Below are 17040 nucleotides of genomic sequence, written 5' to 3'. Positions count from 1 at the left end.
TCGGGCGGGTCCTATCAGGACACCAGGACCCTACGCCGGGCGAGCGCTCAACGTCGGCTCCACTCGCGTTCCACCCGCGCCCATTCACGGGCCCATTGCGCGGCGCGCAGGCGCGACAGCAGTCCGCGCACGGCGGCGAACACGAGCGCGCACAGCGCGAGCACACCCAGCCACGCCGAGATCGCGACGCTCACCGCGTCGGTGGCGGCGCCCGACTTCGTGACGGGCGGGCTCGTCAGGTCGCCGCGCTCGTCGAGCCACACCGGGATCTCCGTGCCCCGGGTGCTGCCGCGGTAGGTGGCGACCTCACCCACACGGTCGAACCCGTCGGGCGTGCGCCAGCTCGCCCGTACGCGCACGTTCTCCATCTCCCCGGCGGTCATGCTCACGGGAGCGTCGGCGAGCAACACGGCCTTCGCCTGGTGTTTCGCGCCCGCTTCTCGTTCGGCCACCGCGAGCCGCGCCGCGTAGGTCTCGCTGCCCAGCGAGGCCATGACCGGAATGGCGAAGAGTGCCACGAGCAGGAACGTCACGAGCAGTCGCGCTTCGAGGCGATCTCCCCGGCGCGCCAGTGGATTGCGACCGACGTGCACCCGCCGCCACAGCCGCGCGGTTCTGCCTCCAGACGATGCCATCTGCCACGCCACCTGCCACCGACCCCCTTTTGCCCGGCGGCTTCCACGTCAGTCGCCGGTTTTCCATCCGGTACCGGCATTATCCCCGCTGAGGCGGTGGATGTTTCAACGTCATCGTTTCCTGGACCACACCAATTCCCTGTGACAATGGCGACATGTGCGTCGCGCGTCACCGATTCGGCCCAACGAAGCGACCTTCCCACAATCGTCCACAGTGGAACACCTCACTGTGGAGGCCGGACGACCGCGACCGGGCACCCGGCGTCGCGCAGCAGCTCCCCGCTCGCCGACCCGAGCGCGGGGGCACCGCCGCGGCCGTGGCGCCCGACCACGAGCAACTGCGCGTTCGCCGCCGCGGCGAGCAGCGCGGGCGCGGGCCGGTCGCCGCTCGCCACGAACATCGAGACGCGCACCCGGGGAAACTTCTCCCGCCAGCCGGTGAGATCGGCGCTCAGCCTGCGGTTCTCGCACTCCCGTGCGGCGGTGAGCCCGGCAGGCCCCAGGTCGTCGCCCGCCTCCGCCGCCCACGGCCCGCACCAGGCCCGCACCACCACGAGCCGGGCATTCCGGACAGCGGCGGCCTCGAACGCGAACGCGAGGGCGTCGCACGCGGCCGGGGAGCCGTCCGTGCCCGCCACGACCAGTCCGGTGTCGGCGCCGACGGTGCCGTCGCGCACCACGACCACCGGGCACGCCGCGCTCCCGGCGACGGCGCTCGCCACCGATCCCGGCCGCCGACGGCCGTCCAGTCCCTTCGAACCCAGCACCACGAGCCCGGCCTCTCGCGACTGCGCCGTCAGCACCGCCGTGGCGTCGCCGATCCGCACGCTCCAGTCGGTCTCCACACCGGGCGCCTCGGCGGCCGCGACCGACGCCGCGGTCACGAGCCAGCAGCGCCCCGACCCGGCCCACGACGCGGCCTCGGTGTCCTCGGGCACCTCGCTCTCCAGCGGCGGCAGGTCGCACGCGTGGGTCAGGCGCAGTGCGGCGCCGGTGCGCTCGGCCTCCCTGGCCGCCCAGCGCACGGCGTCGAGTGACGTGGCCGAGCCGTCGACGCCCACCACGATCGGCGGCGGGGGCACGAACTCGGCGATGCGCACGGCCTGGGGCGCGGTCAAGGTCGCTGTGGTCATCTCTCACCTCGTGTGTTTCCGCGTCCCAGGCTCCCGGCGCACCCGGCGAGCGACTAGGGACGAACTGCCCTGATTCCGCCGCGAGTCCCCCGCTCCCGCACGCGAGTCCCCCGCTCAGTACCCCGAGTCGCCCGCTCAGGACGCCGAATTGCCCACTCGGGAACCGGACCCCGCTTTACACCCCTGTGGGTGAAGGCCAGACTGCTGATCGTCACCGTCGAGGGACCACACACTGGGGGCACCGTGTCATCGCCGAGTCCTGCGCCGAGCAGGACCATCGCAGCCCGCGCGGGACTCGCCGCGCTCGTTCTCCCGCTCACCGGGCTCGTCCTGCCCGCGCCGCCGTCGGACGTGGTGCTCGCGGGCGGCGACACACCGCTGCCCGCGGGCACGGCCGGGGACGCGGCGTGGGATCTGCTGTTCCTCGCCGCGCTCGGCACCGCGCTGTGGCTCGCCGCCAGGGCGGCCCACTGGTGCGCGTGCGGCCCACGGGCGTTCCAGGCCGCGCGGCTGGCGCGCGTCTCGACCGTCATCACCGTCGCCGCGGGCGTTCTCGCCAACGTGCTGCTGCTGATCGGCACCGCGTGGGCGCGGGATCTGGCCGCGGCCGCGGCGGTGCTGGAGTTCAGCGCACTGCTGCCCGCCGTCGCGATCGGGCTCTGGGGCGTGGTGACGCTGCTCTGGCGCTGCGTCGCCCACTCCCCCTCCGCGCTGGCCGCCCGCACCAGGACGCGGCTGCGCACCCGTGCACCGAGGCCCGTCGAGGCCGACGACCCGCCCGCGCCACGCGACGGCGATCCGGAGGCCACCCGCTGGCGCGACGCCTACACCGTGCCCGGCGTGGACCCCGACGCCGTGAGCCGCCGATTCGCCGAGGGCACGCACACCACCGGCGTGTGCCTGTCCGGCGGCGGGATCCGCGCCGCGAGCGTCGCGATGGGCGCGCTGCAGTCGTTGCGCGCGGAGCTGCTCTCCTCCGACTACCTCGTGTCCGTCTCCGGTGGCGGATACACGGCCGGGGCGCTGCAGCAGGCACTCACCGAGGCGCGGCCCCCGACGCCGCTGCCCGGCGACGCGGTCCGCGACCCGGCCTCGGTGTTCGCCGAGGGCACCGCCGAACTGCACCACGTGCGCCGCAACTCGAGCTACCTCGCCGACACCCCGGGCCGGATGCTCGCCGCGCTCGGGCGCATCGCCAGGGGCCTGGTGCTGTCGCTGGCCGTGCTGTTCGGGCCGGCGGTGGTGCTCGGGGTGCTGGCGGGCGCGCTCTACGACGCCGTGCCGCTCACCCCGCTGACACTCGACCCGCTGACCTACCCGGCGCCGCGCCCCGGCGCACTCGTCGCCCTCGGCGCTGTCGGCGGGGCGGCGTTCCTGCTCGCCCTGTTCACGCGCGGCAACGCACATCGCCGGGCGCGGGCCGGGCGGCTCGTGGCGCCCCTCGCGACGGTCGCGCTCACGCTCGCCGTGCTCGCGCTGGCCGTACCGCTGCTGGTCTGGGCCGCGGCGGCCCTGCTGGAGTCCACCGGCAGGGTCTCGGCAGGCGTGGCCGGTCCGGTCGGCACCGTGGTGCTGACCTACCTCGCCGCGATCGCCTCGATGTTCTGGCGCCATCGCGCGATGCTCGGCAGGCAGGCGGCGGGACTGTTCCGGCGCGGCACGGGCGGCATCCCCGCGGCGCTGCCCGGCGGCGTGCTGCAACGACTGCTGGTGATCGTCACGACCGGCGTGCTGGCGGTGGTGTGGCTGCTGCTGTTCGCGGGATCGGCGACGACGCTGGGCGATCCGGAGGCACTGTGGACCGCGGCGCTCGTCGCGGCCGTGGTGCTCGTACTGGGCGCGGGTTTCGACGTGACGTCGCTGAGCCTGCATCCCTTCTACCGTCAGCGCCTCGCCTCGGCGTTCGCCGTGCGCTCCGTGCGACGCCAGGCCGACGGCCAGGTCGTCGCCGTGCCCTACGACCCCGCCGAGCGCACGTCGCTGTCGCGCTACGGCGCCGCGACGGCCGGATTCCCGAAGGTCGTGTTCGCCGCCGCGGCCAACCTCACGGGCGAGGCCCGGACGCCGCCGGGCCTCAACGCCGTGTCCTACACGATGAGCGCCGACTGGACCGGAGGCCCCGACGTCGGCTGGGTGCGCACGGCGGACCTCGAACGCGCGGTGACGCCACGGTTCCGGCGCGACCTCACCGTGCAGGGCGCGGTGGCCATCAGCGGCGCGGCGTTCGCCTCGGCCATGGGCAAGGCCAGCCGCTGGTTCCAGGTGCTGCTCGCCGTCTCGGGCGCGCGGCTGGGAGCGTGGCTGCCGAACCCGAAGTTCGTGCGGCACGCCCACGAGGCCGCCGAGGCCGGTGACTGGGCGCACCCGTGGCTGCCGAGGGCACGCAGGCTGCCCTACCTGCTGCGGGAGGTCTTCGGCATCCACCCGAACCGCGATCGGCTGCTGCACGTCAGCGACGGCGGGCACTACGACAACCTCGGTCTCGTCGAACTGTTCCGCCGCCGCTGCACGCTCATCTACTGCGTCGACGCGAGCAACGACCCACCGCCGACGGCCAGCACCTTCGCCGAGGCGCTCACCCTGGCGCGCCAGGAACTCGGCGTGCGCGTGGAGCTCGACGAGCCGTGGCAGGCCGAGGCCGGCCAGGTGGAGCACGTGCCCGGCATCGACACACTGACGCTCGCGGGCAGGCTGTCGGCCTCGCCGCTGATCACCGGCACGATCATCTACCCCCCGGAAAGCGGCCTCTGCGACGAGGTCAGGGGCAGGCTCGTGGTGGCCAGGGCGGTGTTGTGGCCGGAGCTGCCGTACCAGCTGCTGTCGTACGCGGCGCACCAGCCGGAGTTTCCCAACGACAGCACCGGCGACCAGTGGTTCGACGACGCCAAGTTCTCCGCCTACACCGAACTCGGCCGCCACATCGGAGCCAAGGCCCGCGCGGTGTCGACGGTCCCGACCATGCCCGCCACGCCCGCGGTGCCCGCCACGCCCGCCGCATCGACCGAGGCGGCCGTGCGCTGACGGCGGGATGCGCGAGAATCACCCCGTGTGGATCGGTCTGCTCGGCCCGCTGGAGGTGCGCGCGGGTACCGGTGAGCCCGTCGCCGTCGGCGGGCCGAGGGCGCGTGCCCTGCTGACGATGCTGGCGCTCGACGCGGGCCGGCCCGTGAGCGCGCACCGGCTGGCCGACGGGATCTACGGCACCGAGCCGCCCGCCGGCGCCGACAACGCCCTGCAGGCGCAGGTGTCGCGAGTCCGCAAGGCGCTGGGCGGGCCGGGTTTGGTCGAGTCCTCCGGAGCGGGCTACCGGCTCGCCGTCGACCCCGACACCGTCGACGCGCACCGTTTCACGCGGCTCACGAGCGAGGGCAGCCGTGCGCTCGCGGCCGGGGAGCCCGACGTGGCGCGCGGGCTGCTGCGCGAGGCACTCGGCCTCTGGCGCGGCGAGGCGCTGGCCGACGTCGCCGGGGCTCCGTTCGCCGAGGCCGTCGTGGCCCGGCTCGCCGACACGCGCACGGGCGCCGTGGAGGACCACGCGGAGGCGTCACTGGCACTCGGCGAGGCCGCCGGGCTGGTGCCGCACCTGCGCGAGCTCGTCGCGGCCCACCCGCTGCGGGAACGGAGCAGGGTGCTGCTGGTGCGCGCGCTGCACGCCACGGGCGGCCACGCCGAGGCGCTGCTGGCGTTCGAGGACGCACGGCGCACCCTCGCCGACGAGCTCGGCGCCGATCCCTCCCCCGAGCTGGCCGACGCCCACGTCGCGGTGCTGCGGGCGCATCGCCCGGCCGCCGAACCGGCCCCGTTTCCCGCGCAGCTCACCAGTTTCGTCGGCCGCGACGCCGACGTCGAACGGATCGCCGCGCTGCTGACCGACACCCGGCTGGTGACCGTCACGGGCCCGGGCGGCGCGGGCAAGACACGCCTGGCGATCGAGGTCGCGCACCGCGGCGGCGAGGCGTGCTTCGTGGACCTCACCTCGGTCGCGGAGGACCGCGAGGTGGCCCAGGCCGTGCTCACCGCGCTCGGCCTGCGCGAGACCGGGTTGTTCCGCACCGCGCCCGACGCGCCGCGGCCGCTCGACCGGCTCGTCGCCGCGCTCGCCGAACGAGCACCACTGCTCGTGCTCGACAACTGCGAGCACGTCGTCGACGGCGCCGCACTGCTCGTGCACCGGCTCCTCACCGCCGTTCCCGGACTGCGCGTGCTCGCCACCAGCCGGGAGGCGCTGGGCATCACCGGCGAGCACCTGTGCCCGCTCGCCCCGCTGGAGTCCGGCGAGGCGGACTCCCCCGCCGCACGGATGTTCGCCGACCGGGCCGCCGCCGTGCGCCCGGGATTCGTGCTCGATGCGAGCACCGCACCCGTCGTGCAACGCGTCTGTGCCGCGCTCGACGGGTTGCCGCTGGCGATCGAACTGGCCGCCGCGCGGCTGCGCTCGCTGCCGCTCGACCAGCTCGACGCGCGGTTGGACGACCGGTTCGCGCTGCTCGCCCGGGGCAGCCGGACCGCAGCGGCACGCCACCGCACGTTGCACGCGGTGGTGGAGTGGAGCTGGGAGCTGCTCGACGCACCGGAACAGGAACTGGCCCGCAGGCTCTCGGTCTTCGCGGGCGGTGCCACGGCGCCCGCGGTCGCCGCCGTGTGCGGGTTACCGCCCGGCGAGGCCGACCACCTGCTCGCCGGGCTGACGGACAAGTCACTCGTCGAGGCGGCCGGTGGCCGGTTCCGGATGCTCGAGACCATCCGCGCGTTCGGCGCCGCGAAGCTGGCGGAGTCGGGCGACGGCGCGGAGGTCGCGAGCGCCCACGCCCGGTACTTCCTGACGCTGGCGCGGGAGACCGACCCGCAGCTGCGTGGTCCGGACCAGCCGGACCGCCTGGCCGGGCTCGCCGCCGAACACACCAACCTCACCGCGGCGCTGCGCTGGGCCGTGGCCCACGACAGCGGGCTGGCGCTGGAGCTGATCGGCGCGCTCACGGCGTACTGGCGGCTGCGCGGCGTCCGGGGCGAGATCGCTCCGCACGCCGCCAGGCTGCTGGACGACCTCGGCCCGGCACCGCCGCCCGGGCTCGAGGAGGAGTACGTGCTGTGCGTCATGCACGCGGGCACCACCGGCGAGGCACACCTCGAGGCGCACCTGCGCACGGCCGAGGAGCTGATCGCCTCGCTCGACTGGCCGTTGCGCCAGCCGCACCTGCTCATCGTGTGGGCGCTGCACAGCGGACCACCAGACCCGCTGCAGCCGGAAACCCCGCTGCATCGCGCCTTTCTCGCCAGCACGGATCCGTGGTGCCAGGCGCTCGCGCAGTTCTCCCAGGGGTACCTGGCGTTGTTCAGCGGTGAGCTCGCCGCGGCCGAGACGCGGTTCGACCACGCGCTGGTGCGGTTTCGCGCCGTGGGCGACCGGTGGGGTCTCGCACAGTCGCTCGACGGGCTCGCCACCATCGCCGCGCTCCGCGACGACCATGTCCGCGCGCTGAGGCTCACCGACGAGGCCATCGGGCTTTTCGCCGAGCTCGACGCCAGCGAGGAGCTGGCGGACCTCTGGTATCGCAGGGCGGGGCAGCGGTTGCGGCGCGGCGATCTCGACGACGCCCGGCGCTGTCTCGACCGGGCCACCGAACTCGCGCGGCGCGCCGGGATTCCCGCCACCAGGGCGCTGGCCCACTCCGGCCACGCCGCGCTCGCGCGCACCCGCGGTGATCACTCCGGGGCGCGCCTGCGCGCGGAGGAAGCGCTGGGCCTGTGCGGCAGCGACTGGCTCAGCACCTCGGCCCGCGCCCGGATCCACACCGAGCTCGGCCACATCGCGCTGGCCGAGGACCAGGGCAGCCGAGCCACGGAGCACTTCCGTACGGCGCTGTCGCTGGCGCTCGGGCTGGCCTTTCGCAGCGAGATCGCCGACGCCGTCGAGGGCGTCGCCGCGGGCACGTTGCGCGCCGGTGATCCCGCCGCCGCGGCGCGCCTGCTCGGCGTGGCCGAGGGCCTGCGGGGCGCGGTGCGCGGCACCGATCCCGACGTCGCGCCGATCATCGCCGGCTGCGGATCGGCACTAGGTGAGGCGGGCTACGCCGCCGCGTTCCACAGTGGACGTACGCTGGATTTCCCGGCCGCCTGTGACTTCCTCACCGGACTCGGCGCCTGAGGCCAGGTGGTCACACCGCCGGTCTGGGAACCCGGCAGCCTCACGGGCCCCGAATCGGGACCTGGTGCGGACCGATCCGGTCACGACACCGACGGAGGCCACCCTCGCCGCGATCGACGAGGGTGGCCTCCGGGTTGGTTCTCTAGCTGACGCTCGCCAGGTACTTCTCGAATTTCTCCGGCTCGAAGAACCACTCGGCGAGATCGGCCGGGTTGTTCATGCCGTTGGCGAAACGGTCGGCGACCGCCTGGTTCTCCTGGGCGATGCCCAGGATCTGCTGGACGTGCTCGGGCGGCGGCTCGAGCATGGTGTTGGTGAACTTCGTGACCCACTGCGCGTGGTCCCAGTAGGACTCGAAGGTCTGCCGCATCCAGTCCCGGTCGAACGGCCCGTCGCCGTGGTCGAGGATCCCCCGCAGGTAGTACTCCGCGCACCGGGCGGCGTTGTTGGAGCCCTGGCCGGTCACCGGGTCGTTGGCCACCACCACGTCGGCCATGCCCATCACGATCTGGCCGGAGGGCAGCTCGCCGACGGGGTTGCGCACCACCGGCGTGTAGCCGCCCACGAGCGTGCCGCGCCCGTCGGTGATCTGCGCGCCGCGGAACCGCTCGTACTCCCACGGGAAGTGCTTGCGCATGTTCTCGAGCTGCCGGCTCCAGATCTCCTCCGGACCCGGCCGGTCGGCGAAGCAGTCGAAATCACCGCCGGGGATGCCCGCCATGAACACGATGTCGCACGCGCCGCTGAGCGTCAGGCCCGGGATGTTGATGTTCTCCCCGGTGCCCGGCGAGTTGTTCATCCACACGTCGATCGAGCCCGGCGGCCGCTCGGGCCGCTGCTGCGCACCGTGCACATAGGACACCGACAGCGCACGCTGCGGCCTGGTGTAGCGCGACCGCTCGTTGTCGCGGTCGAAGAGCTGCACGAGCTCGCCCTTGCCCGCGGCGACGATCGTGAGCTCGTACATCTTGGCCAGCGCGTTCAGGTCGGCCGTGGTCACGCCGTGGATCACGACCTTGCCACCGCGCTGCTCGAACAGCTCGAGCCAGTCGGCCATCTTCACGCGCTGGTCCACCGACTGCGCCGGGCTGATCCACTCGCCAGCCCAGTTGAGCAGCCGGTCGCCGCCGGGCCCCGCCAGCGACAGACCCTGGTGGGTGATCGCCGGAGCCTTGCCGTCCCAGAGGTTCAGCTCGTGCGACCGCTCGATGGTCAGCGAGTCGTGGAACATGCACTGGGTGGACATCACCCAGCCAGCCCTGATCTCCTCCGGCGTCCGCGCCGACATCATCGTGACGTCGTAGCCGTGCTGTTGCAGTGTGAGCGCCAGTTGCAGGCCGGACTGACCCGATCCGACGATCAGAATCTTGCGCATGGAACCGTGACCCCTCCCCGGTTTCTGTTGTCTCTCAGCTCGCGACGCTCGCCAGGTAGTCGGCGGCCTTCTGCGGGTCGAGGAACCAGTTCTGAAAATCGGAGGGGTCGGTGAAGCCGTTGGCGAACCGCCTCGCGACCGCGGGCAGCTGTCCGGCCGCCCCCAGGATCTCCAGCACGTGCGGGGGCGGCGGCTGCAGCATCGCGTTCGTCCACTGTGTCACGTGCTGGGCGTAGTCCCAGTACGCGTCGAAGGTGCCCTGCATGAACTGCCGGTCGTACGGCTTGTCGCCGTGCTCCAGGATCTTGTCGAGGTACACCGCCGCGCACTTGGCCGCGTTGTTGGAGCCCTGACCCGTGATCGGGTCGTTGGCCACCACCACGTCAGCCATCCCCAGCACCGCGTGCCCGGAGGGCAGCTCGCCGACCGGGCGGCGGACCAGCGGCGTGTAGCCGCCCGCGAGCGTCGCGCGGGGGTCGGTCAGCTCCGCGTTGTGGCAGCGCTCGTACTCCCACGGCAGGTACTGCTTGATGAAGCCGAGCAGCCGCGCCAGGTGCTCGTCCGGGCCGGGCCGGTCGTCCCAGCAGTCCAGCGGACCACCCGGGATCCCTTCGAAGAACAGGATCTCGCAGTTCCCGGTGAACGTGTAGCCGGGAATGATGAACAGCTCGCCGACGCCGGGGATGATGTTGAACCGCACGGCCGAGAAGTCCGGGTGCTCCGGCCTCGGCGTCATGCCGTGCACGTATGCCAGCGACAGTGCGCGCTGCGGCGCGGTGTAGGGGGAGCGCTCCGGGTCGCGGTCGAACAGCTCGACCAGCTCGCCCTTGCCGGCCGCTACCACGACGAGGTCGTACATCTCGGCGAGCTTGTTCAGATCGGCCGTGGTGACACCGTGGATCACGAGCTTGCCGCCGCGCTGCTCGAACAGCTCGAGCCAGCCCGCCATCTTCACGCGCTGGTCCACCGACTGCGCGTAGTCGTCGAGCCGCGAGACCCAGTCGATCACGCGGCTCGAGTCGGGGCCCGCGACGGAGAGGCCGAGTCCCTCGACCTTGACGGTCTGTTGCTCCCAGAGGTTCAGGCCGTGCTCGCGCTCGTGCTCCAGCGAGTCGTGGAACATGCACTGCGTCGACATGACGCGGCCCTTGCGGATCTCGTCCGGCGTGCGGGCCGACATCACGGTGACCTCGTAGTCGTGCTCCAGCAACGTCAGGGCCAGTTGCAGCCCCGATTGACCGGCACCGACGATCAGAACCTTAGGCATTCGCCCGCACCCTTCCCGGTTCCGTCAGCTCCGCCAGCGACAACGTGTAGGTGACGAGCGAGCGCAACGCCTCCGCGGTGGAGGCGGGCTCACGCGCGTCACAGGTGATCAACGGGATAGCCGGGTCGAGCGCGAGCGCGTCCCGCACCTCGTCGAGGTCGTGCTCCACGGCCCCGTCGAACTTGTTGACCGCCACGATGAACGGCAGGTCCGAGTCGTTCTCGAAGTAGTTGATCGCCGCGAAGGACTGGTCGATCCGCCGGGTGTCGACGAGCACGATCGCGCCGAGCGCGCCGCGCGAGAGGTCGTCCCACAGGAACCAGAACCGCGCCTGGCCCGGCGTGCCGAACAGGTACAACAGCAGGTCCGAGTGCAGCGTGATGCGACCGAAGTCCATGGCCACGGTGGTGGTGGACTTGGTGCCGTCGGGGGGCAGGTCGTCGACACCGGTTCCGGCCTCGGTCATCCAGGCCTCGGTGTTGAGCGGCGGAACCTCGGAGACCGAGCCGACGAACGTCGTCTTCCCGACCCCGAAACCACCGGCGATCACGATCTTCGCGGAAACCGTGAGCAGGCCGGCGTCGGCGTCTGGATCCGAGGCCCCGATCGCTGCCTCAGACCGGTAGCCGCTTGAGTCCATCGAGGATCCTCTCGAGTACGTTCCGATCGTGCTGGTAGGCGTGTGCCGTTGGGTGGATGTAGATCGCACCCTGCGTCGCGAGGTCGCTGACCAGGACCCGCACCACTCCGAGCGGGATGGACAGCAGGACCGACAGCTCCGCGATGGACACGCGTGTGCGCGCACGCTCGTACAGCAGGCGTGACTCCGGCATCAGCGAGTCACTCAGGCTCGGGTCGTAGTGCGGTACCGAGATCAGAGTCTCGACCAGCAGGTCGTACCGGGGCTTGGTCCTCCCGCCGGTGAGCGCGTAGGGGCGGATCCGCTTGCTGCGCATCTTCTTCTGCGCGGATCCGTTCTCTGTGGACACGTTGATCACTTCCTCGCCCGGGTCAGGCCTGCGCCCGCCGGGCGGTCAGCACGCGTCGCAGGTCGGCACGGATCTCGGGGGTCAGCGCGTGGCCGGCGTTTCGCACGAACTGTGTCATCTCGTACGCGACGACCTTCATGTCGCAGTCAGGACCGGTGAGCACGGCGAGACCCGCACCCGATCCGATGCCCATGAACAGGAAGTATCCGTGGGTGAGCCGGATGATGATCTGCTCGCACGTGCCCTTGTCGAACAACGTCGCGCTGTTGCGGGCGAGGCTCAGCAGCCCGCTCGAGATCGCGGCGAGCTGCTCGGCGTCCTCGTTGCTGACGGCCTCCGACGCCGTGAGGGGGAAACCGTCGGAGGACATGATCAGCGCATGCGTGACGCCGTGGACCTTGCGGACGAAATCATTGATCAGCCACGAGAAGTTCTGGTTCTGGGAGCTGTCGATGTCGGCTGTCACTGCTTTCCTTCAGAGCTCGAGTCCGCGTCACCACTGTCGCGCTGGTCGTCGCGCGCCGCCTGCTCCCCGTCGGAGAAGGCGTCGAGGTCGGCGAGGAGCTTGTCGTGCCCCTCCTCCGCCGTCTCGGTGCTCTCGACGGGCGCGGCCGGGGCCTCGCCCGCCTCGCCGGTGGGGTTCTTCAGGCTGCGCGAGACCCGCCGGGGCAGACCGCTGGCCGTGGTCCCGCCCACGACGGGCGAGGGAACGGACGGACGAGGACGGGGTGAGGGCTGGTCGGTGAGGCGGTGGGCACCGCGACGGGGCAGCTCGCCCGAGATGGCGCCAGGCTCCTCCGCCGGTTCGGTGAGCACCGCCGACGCGGGCACGGACTCTCCCGCGCCCGGCGCCGCGACGCGCTGCCGGTTGCCCTGCGCGAAGATCACGGTCTGGGTGCCCGACCACGTGGCCTCGGGCAGTTCGGAGACGAGACCCGCGGGCAGCAGCACCGTGGCGGTGGTGCCGTGCGGGAGCCTGCGGTCGAGGGTCACGCGCATGTCGTGCCTGCCCGCGAGCCTGCGGACCACGGCGAGTCCCATGTGCCGCACGGCGTCGTCGTCGAGCACCGGCGCGTTGGCGAGCCGGTCGTTGAGCTCCCGCAGGCGTTCCGGCGGAAGACCGATGCCCTCGTCCTCGATGCGGACGAGCACGCTGCCCTGCTCCGTCAGGTGAGCACTCACGCGCACCGGCGAGTTCGGCGGCGACTGGTTCGCCGCGTTGTCGAGCAGCTCGGCCAGCAGCCGGCTGAGGTCCTCGGCCGCGAATCCGACCACGCCGAGCGACACGATGCGCCCGATGGTGATCCGGGAGTACTGGTCGATCGACGACATCGCCGCGCGCACGGTGTCGACCAGCGACGACGTCTCGGTGGACGTGTCGCTCGCGTCCCGGCCGGCCAGCACACGCAGGTTCTCCGCGTTGCGCCGCAACCGCGCCGCGAGGTGGTCGAGCCGGTACAGCTGGCTCAGGCGGTCGTCGTTGTCCTCCTTGTTCTCCATCTCCTCGAGCTGGGAGAGCAAGGTGTCCACGAGGTTGAGGTCGCGCAGCGCGATGCTCGCGCAGATGTCGACCAGTGCTTCTTCCGGTGCGCTGTTCCTGGCCTCACCCGTCGCCTGCTGCACGGGGGCAGCCTCCAGCGCCGGCCTTTCCGAGCCATGTCTCGGAGGATCGAGGATGTGTGCCGCCGCCACCCGGGAGCGGTCAAGCAGCACACGGGAGCGGTCCAGGAGTTCTCGCGCTCTCGCCCGCCTCGCCATGCATCCACTACTTTCTCGTCGCGTACGGGCCCTGTGGATCGGCCACCCCCGATGGCCAACGGTCGATATGCAAGCAGACGCTGGGGGCCTTGTCCACAACCGGTCCGGGTTTCGTCGCTGGCAGTGAACCTGCTCTCCGTCGCTGGCCTCGGACGATCCGAATTGTCGTCACCGTCGGTGCTCGGATTTCCCTGCGCTCACCCAAATGTCGCAGTCGCGATGGGTGATCGGTCCACAACCCCCCTGCATCGACAGCAGGCGATGGGTGTTGGCAAGATACGGACCTCCGGGAGCCAGCTTGCAGCTCGAGTGGCACGCGACCGTGGAAGGATCCTGAGTGAACTCCCAGACCGCACAGGTGGACGACCTCCGGCTCGTCGCACTGCCCAGCGCACTCAACTGCACGGACCTCTTCGTCCGTTTCTCGCTGACCGAGTGGTCGCTGCCGGCACTGCGCGAGGAAGTGACGAGAGCGGCCCGCAGTCTTGTGCAGGCGGTGATCGACAAGACCAACCCGAGGGCACCGGGGTTCATGACCCTGCGGCTGCGCATCGCGGGCGACTGCCTGGTGATCGAGCTGGAGGACGACCAGCTGGCGCGCATGCACGAGCGCGCGCCCACGGTCGACGGGCGGCAGACCGGCGCCGTGCCCATCGACGGCCGCGGCAAGCTCGTGTGGTGCGAGATCCCGCTGCCCGGCGGGATCTCCGCCGCGGGCGTGCGGCTGCCGAGACGCGACGAGCGCCGCTCCCAGCTGGCCGACGCGGACCTCCCGGAACCCGCCCAGGGCGGTGTCGACCCGGCGCTGGTGGACCGCGTCCTGGTCGGCCTCAAGCGCGACGACTGGTGAGCTCGCCCCTCGACGCGCTGGGCGCGGCCTTCTACGACGTCTGCCATCGCCGCAGGGACGTGCGCGGCGAGTTCACCGGCGCACCCGTGGCCGAGGACGTGCTGCGCCGTGTCCTGTCGGCCGCGCACGCCGCGCCGAGCGTGGGCATGAGCCAGCCGTGGGACTTCGTGCTGGTGCGCGATCCCGGTACCCGCGGCCGCTTCCGCGACCACGTGCTCGCCGAGCGCGAGGTCTTCGCGAGCGAACTCGAGGGCGAGCGCGCGGAGACGTTCTCGCGGATCAAGGTCGAGGGCATCCTCGAGTCGACGCTGGGTGTGGTCGTGACCTACGACCCCGGCCGAGGCTCGCCCGCCGTGCTCGGCAGGCACGCGATCGCCGACGCCGGGCTGTACTCGGTGTGTCTCGCGATCCAGAACCTGTGGCTCGCGGCGACCGCCGAGGACCTGGGCGTGGGCTGGGTCAGCTTCTACCGGGAGCCGTTCCTGCGCGAGCTGCTCGGCATTCCCGAGGCCGTGCGGCCGGTGGCGTGGCTGTGCCTCGGCCCCGTGACGCACCTCGAGGAGGTGCCCGACCTGGAGCGCCACGGCTGGCGCGGCAGGCGGCCGCTGGAGGCCGTACTGCACGAGGAGCGCTACACCGACGCGGCGACGCGCAGCACGGCCTCCGCCGAACGGTCGATGTCGTCGGAGGTCGTGGAGAAGTTGGAGACCGAGACGCGCAGGTAGCGTCTCCCGCGCCAGGTGGTCCCGCTCAGCCAACAGGTGCCCTCGCGGCGGACGCCGTCGGCGATGCGGTCGGTCCGCGCGTCGTCGCCGAAGCGCACGAGCACCTGGTTGAGCACCACGTCGTTGGCGATCTCGGCACCACCGGCGGCGAGCGCGGCGGCGAACCGGCGGGCCAGCGCGCAGCAGCGATCGACGAGCGCGGCGACGCCGTCGCGGCCCAGTTCCCTCAGTGCGGCCCACACCGCGAAACCCCTGGCGCGCCGCGAGGACTCGAGCGTGAAGTCGGCCGGACCCATCGTGGCCCCTTCGGCCACGAGGTAGGGAGCCGTGTAGGACACGGCGGCCGAGTGCACCTCGGGCCTCGCGCAGAAGGCGAACCCGGAGTCGTAGGGCACGTTGAGCCACTTGTGGCCGTCGGTGGCCCACGAGTCGGCCAGCTCGATGCCGTCGACCAGGCTCGCCGTGCGCGGGCTCGCCGCCGCCCACAGCCCGAACGCTCCGTCCACATGCGACCATCCGCCGTGGTCGCGGACGAGGGAGCACCCCGCGCGCAGGTCGTCGCACGCACCGGTGTTGACATTGCCCGCCTGCAGGCACACGATCGCGGGCCCACCGCGGGCGAGCACCCCGGCGAGCGCGGCGACGTCGAGCGCCCCGTTCGGCCCGGCGGGAACCTCCTCCACCGCGGCGGTGCCGAAACCCAGCAGCCGCAGGGACCGGTCGATGGTCGCGTGCCGTTCCACGCTCGCCACGATCCGCACGGGCGGCGCCCCCGCGAGACCATCGCGCTCCACGTCCCAGCCCGCCTCGGCGCACAGGTGGTGACGGGCCGCGGCGAGTCCGACGGTGTTGGCGGACTGTCCGCCGATGACGAACCCCGTCGACGCCGTCGCGGGGAGACCGAGCAGGTCCTTGAGCCACTCCCCCGCGCACTGCTCGGCCGCCGCCGCGGCAGGCGAGGCGACGGTGAGGCCCGCGCACTGGTCCCAGCCGGCCGCGAGGATGTCGGCGGCGGTGGCCGACGGCAGCGACCCGCCGGTCACGAACCCGAAGAACCGGGGTCCCGCGGTGGCCACCAGCCCGCCCTCGGCGGCGCGGCGCAGCTCGTCGAGCACCTGCCGCGGCGGGCACGGCGCGTCGGGCAGCGCGCCGCCGAACGCGGCCTGGATCGCCGCGGCGTCACCGGACTCCGCGACCGGCCGGTCCGGCAGCGTCTCGCGGTAGCGGATCGCCGTCGAGGCCGCCTCTCCCAGCAGATCCCACGTGTTCGTCATGTCGTCGGACTCTACGCATCCGGACGGCTCCGACGCTCGCGACGACGACCAGCACGACACCGCAGACCTGTACCGCCGTCAGGTTCTGACCCAGGACCACGTACCCCGCGAACGCGGCGACCGCGGGCCCCAGGCTCATCAGTACCGAGAACGTCGCGGCCGGGAGCCTGCGCAGCGCCATGAGCTCCAGCGTGTACGGCAGCATGGACGACAACACGGCCACGGCGGCGCCGAGTCCGAGGGTCACCGGATCCAGCAGGGCCGTGCCGGTGGTCGCCGCGCCGACCGGAATGCTCAGCACCGCGCCGATGCCGAGCGCGAACGCCAGCCCGTCGGCTCCGGCGAAGCGCCCGCCGACCCGGGCACCCAGCACGACGTAGCACGCCCACAGCACGCCCGCGCCGAGCGCGAACGCCACGCCGACGGGGTCGAGCGCGGAGAACCCGCCCCGGCCGAGCAGCACCACGCCCGCCAGAGCGAGCGCGGCCCACGCGACGCTGAGCGCTCGCCGCGACGCGGCCACCGAGAGCACCAGCGGCCCGAGCACCTCCAGCGTCACCGTCACTCCGAGCGGGATGCGCTCGATCGCCTGGTAGAACAGGATGTTCATGCCGCCCAGGGTCAGTCCGAAGGCGGCGGCGAGCAGCCAGTCGTGACGCGTGCGGCCCCGCAGTCGCGGGCGGCACACCGCCAGCAGCAGCGCCGCGGCGATGGTGAGCCTCAGGGTCACCACCCCGAAGGCACCGGCGCGCGGGAACAGCAGCGCCGCGAGCGCGGAACCGAACTGCAGGGACAGGGCGCCGCCCAGCACGAGGGCGACAGCGGACGCGGGAGAACGAGACACCCCACCGAAGCTAGGCAGCGCGAAAACCGCTGTGAAATGCCGATT

At 72.5% G+C, this 17040-nt stretch carries 14 protein-coding genes; 4 read left to right on the top strand and 10 right to left on the bottom strand.

All coding sequences use genetic code 11. The features are described 5' to 3' along the window. Nucleotides 1-47: 47 nt before the first annotated feature. Both JHE00_RS00705 and JHE00_RS00700 read right to left on the bottom strand, forming a co-directional pair. On the bottom strand, nucleotides 48-635 hold the full coding sequence (locus JHE00_RS00705; RefSeq protein WP_200313681.1) for an Rv1733c family protein: 588 nt from the start codon (nucleotides 633-635) through the stop codon (nucleotides 48-50). A 224-nt stretch (nucleotides 636-859) separates the two neighbouring features. Continuing rightward, nucleotides 860-1768: a universal stress protein gene (locus JHE00_RS00700; protein ID WP_200313679.1), complete on the bottom strand. Its 909-nt coding sequence runs from the start codon at nucleotides 1766-1768 to the stop codon at nucleotides 860-862. A 189-nt stretch (nucleotides 1769-1957) separates the two neighbouring features. Between JHE00_RS00700 and JHE00_RS00695 the strand changes: the two genes are divergently transcribed. After that, entirely contained in the window at nucleotides 1958-4789 is a 2832-nt protein-coding gene (locus JHE00_RS00695) for a patatin-like phospholipase family protein (protein ID WP_307831758.1), read from the top strand. A gap of 25 nt (nucleotides 4790-4814) precedes the next feature. Continuing rightward, a complete protein-coding gene (locus JHE00_RS00690) occupies nucleotides 4815-7913 on the top strand; it encodes an AfsR/SARP family transcriptional regulator (protein ID WP_200313677.1) in 3099 nt (1032 codons plus the stop codon). Nucleotides 7914-8055: 142 nt separating this feature from the next. Here JHE00_RS00690 and JHE00_RS00685 read toward each other — a convergent pair whose 3' ends face one another. Genes JHE00_RS00685 through JHE00_RS00660 form a run of 6 tightly spaced genes read right to left on the bottom strand, consistent with a single transcriptional unit; the run spans nucleotide 8056 to nucleotide 13302 of the window. Further along, nucleotides 8056-9288: a styrene monooxygenase/indole monooxygenase family protein gene (locus JHE00_RS00685; protein WP_200313675.1), complete on the bottom strand. Its 1233-nt coding sequence runs from the start codon at nucleotides 9286-9288 to the stop codon at nucleotides 8056-8058. 34 nt (nucleotides 9289-9322) lie between these two features. Further along, the gene (locus JHE00_RS00680) at nucleotides 9323-10555 is read right to left on the bottom strand and encodes a styrene monooxygenase/indole monooxygenase family protein (protein WP_200313673.1); all 1233 of its coding nucleotides are present in this window, start codon (nucleotides 10553-10555) and stop codon (nucleotides 9323-9325) included. Next, a complete protein-coding gene (locus JHE00_RS00675) occupies nucleotides 10548-11195 on the bottom strand; it encodes a GTP-binding protein (RefSeq protein WP_200313671.1) in 648 nt (215 codons plus the stop codon). The genes JHE00_RS00680 and JHE00_RS00675 overlap by 8 nt, the downstream gene beginning before the upstream one ends. Then, nucleotides 11170-11511 carry a DUF742 domain-containing protein gene (locus JHE00_RS00670; RefSeq protein WP_200315703.1) on the bottom strand — a complete coding sequence of 114 codons (342 nt, stop codon included), beginning with the start codon at nucleotides 11509-11511 and terminating at the stop codon, nucleotides 11170-11172. Before JHE00_RS00670 ends, JHE00_RS00675 begins: the two co-directional genes overlap by 26 nt. A 55-nt stretch (nucleotides 11512-11566) precedes the next feature. Next, nucleotides 11567-12010, bottom strand: coding sequence for a roadblock/LC7 domain-containing protein (locus JHE00_RS00665; protein ID WP_200313669.1), 444 nt, complete (start codon nucleotides 12008-12010; stop codon nucleotides 11567-11569). Further along, entirely contained in the window at nucleotides 12007-13302 is a 1296-nt protein-coding gene (locus JHE00_RS00660) for a sensor histidine kinase (protein ID WP_200313667.1), read from the bottom strand. Before JHE00_RS00660 ends, JHE00_RS00665 begins: the two co-directional genes overlap by 4 nt. Before the next feature lie 337 nt (nucleotides 13303-13639). On the opposite strand from JHE00_RS00660, the gene JHE00_RS00655 reads away from it, so the two are divergent. Next, nucleotides 13640-14152 carry an ATP-binding protein gene (locus JHE00_RS00655; RefSeq protein WP_200313665.1) on the top strand — a complete coding sequence of 171 codons (513 nt, stop codon included), beginning with the start codon at nucleotides 13640-13642 and terminating at the stop codon, nucleotides 14150-14152. After that, nucleotides 14149-14877 (top strand): 5,6-dimethylbenzimidazole synthase, encoded by a 729-nt coding sequence (bluB, locus tag JHE00_RS00650; protein WP_372440333.1) that lies wholly within the window; start codon nucleotides 14149-14151, stop codon nucleotides 14875-14877. Before JHE00_RS00655 ends, bluB begins: the two co-directional genes overlap by 4 nt. Here the strand turns inward: bluB and JHE00_RS00645 are convergent. Both JHE00_RS00645 and JHE00_RS00640 read right to left on the bottom strand, forming a co-directional pair. Next, a complete protein-coding gene (locus tag JHE00_RS00645) occupies nucleotides 14784-16151 on the bottom strand; it encodes a pyridoxal phosphate-dependent decarboxylase family protein (protein ID WP_200313663.1) in 1368 nt (455 codons plus the stop codon). The genes bluB and JHE00_RS00645 overlap by 94 nt on opposite strands. Further along, a complete protein-coding gene (locus JHE00_RS00640; RefSeq protein WP_307831757.1) occupies nucleotides 16057-16995 on the bottom strand; it encodes an EamA family transporter in 939 nt (312 codons plus the stop codon). Before JHE00_RS00640 ends, JHE00_RS00645 begins: the two co-directional genes overlap by 95 nt. Nucleotides 16996-17040 lie beyond the last annotated feature (45 nt).

The sequence above is a fragment of the Prauserella cavernicola genome (assembly GCF_016595675.1).
In the GTDB taxonomy this organism is placed as follows: domain Bacteria; phylum Actinomycetota; class Actinomycetes; order Mycobacteriales; family Pseudonocardiaceae; genus Prauserella_A; species Prauserella_A cavernicola.
Note: the sequence above shows the minus strand (reverse complement) of the source record. Positions and strands in the feature narration are given on the sequence as shown.

What these genes read in the sequence shown, in the direction of transcription:
- JHE00_RS00705 (WP_200313681.1), bottom strand. Translation starts at nt 635, where the DNA reads ATGGCATCGTCTGGAGGCAGAACCGCGCGGCTGTGGCGGCGGGTGCAC.
- JHE00_RS00700 (WP_200313679.1), bottom strand. Translation starts at nt 1,768, where the DNA reads ATGACCACAGCGACCTTGACCGCGCCCCAGGCCGTGCGCATCGCCGAG.
- JHE00_RS00685 (WP_200313675.1), bottom strand. Translation starts at nt 9,288, where the DNA reads ATGCGCAAGATTCTGATCGTCGGATCGGGTCAGTCCGGCCTGCAACTG.
- JHE00_RS00680 (WP_200313673.1), bottom strand. Translation starts at nt 10,555, where the DNA reads ATGCCTAAGGTTCTGATCGTCGGTGCCGGTCAATCGGGGCTGCAACTG.
- JHE00_RS00675 (WP_200313671.1), bottom strand. Translation starts at nt 11,195, where the DNA reads ATGGACTCAAGCGGCTACCGGTCTGAGGCAGCGATCGGGGCCTCGGAT.
- JHE00_RS00670 (WP_200315703.1), bottom strand. Translation starts at nt 11,511, where the DNA reads ATGCGCAGCAAGCGGATCCGCCCCTACGCGCTCACCGGCGGGAGGACC.
- JHE00_RS00660 (WP_200313667.1), bottom strand. Translation starts at nt 13,302, where the DNA reads ATGGCGAGGCGGGCGAGAGCGCGAGAACTCCTGGACCGCTCCCGTGTG.
- JHE00_RS00645 (WP_200313663.1), bottom strand. Translation starts at nt 16,151, where the DNA reads ATGACGAACACGTGGGATCTGCTGGGAGAGGCGGCCTCGACGGCGATC.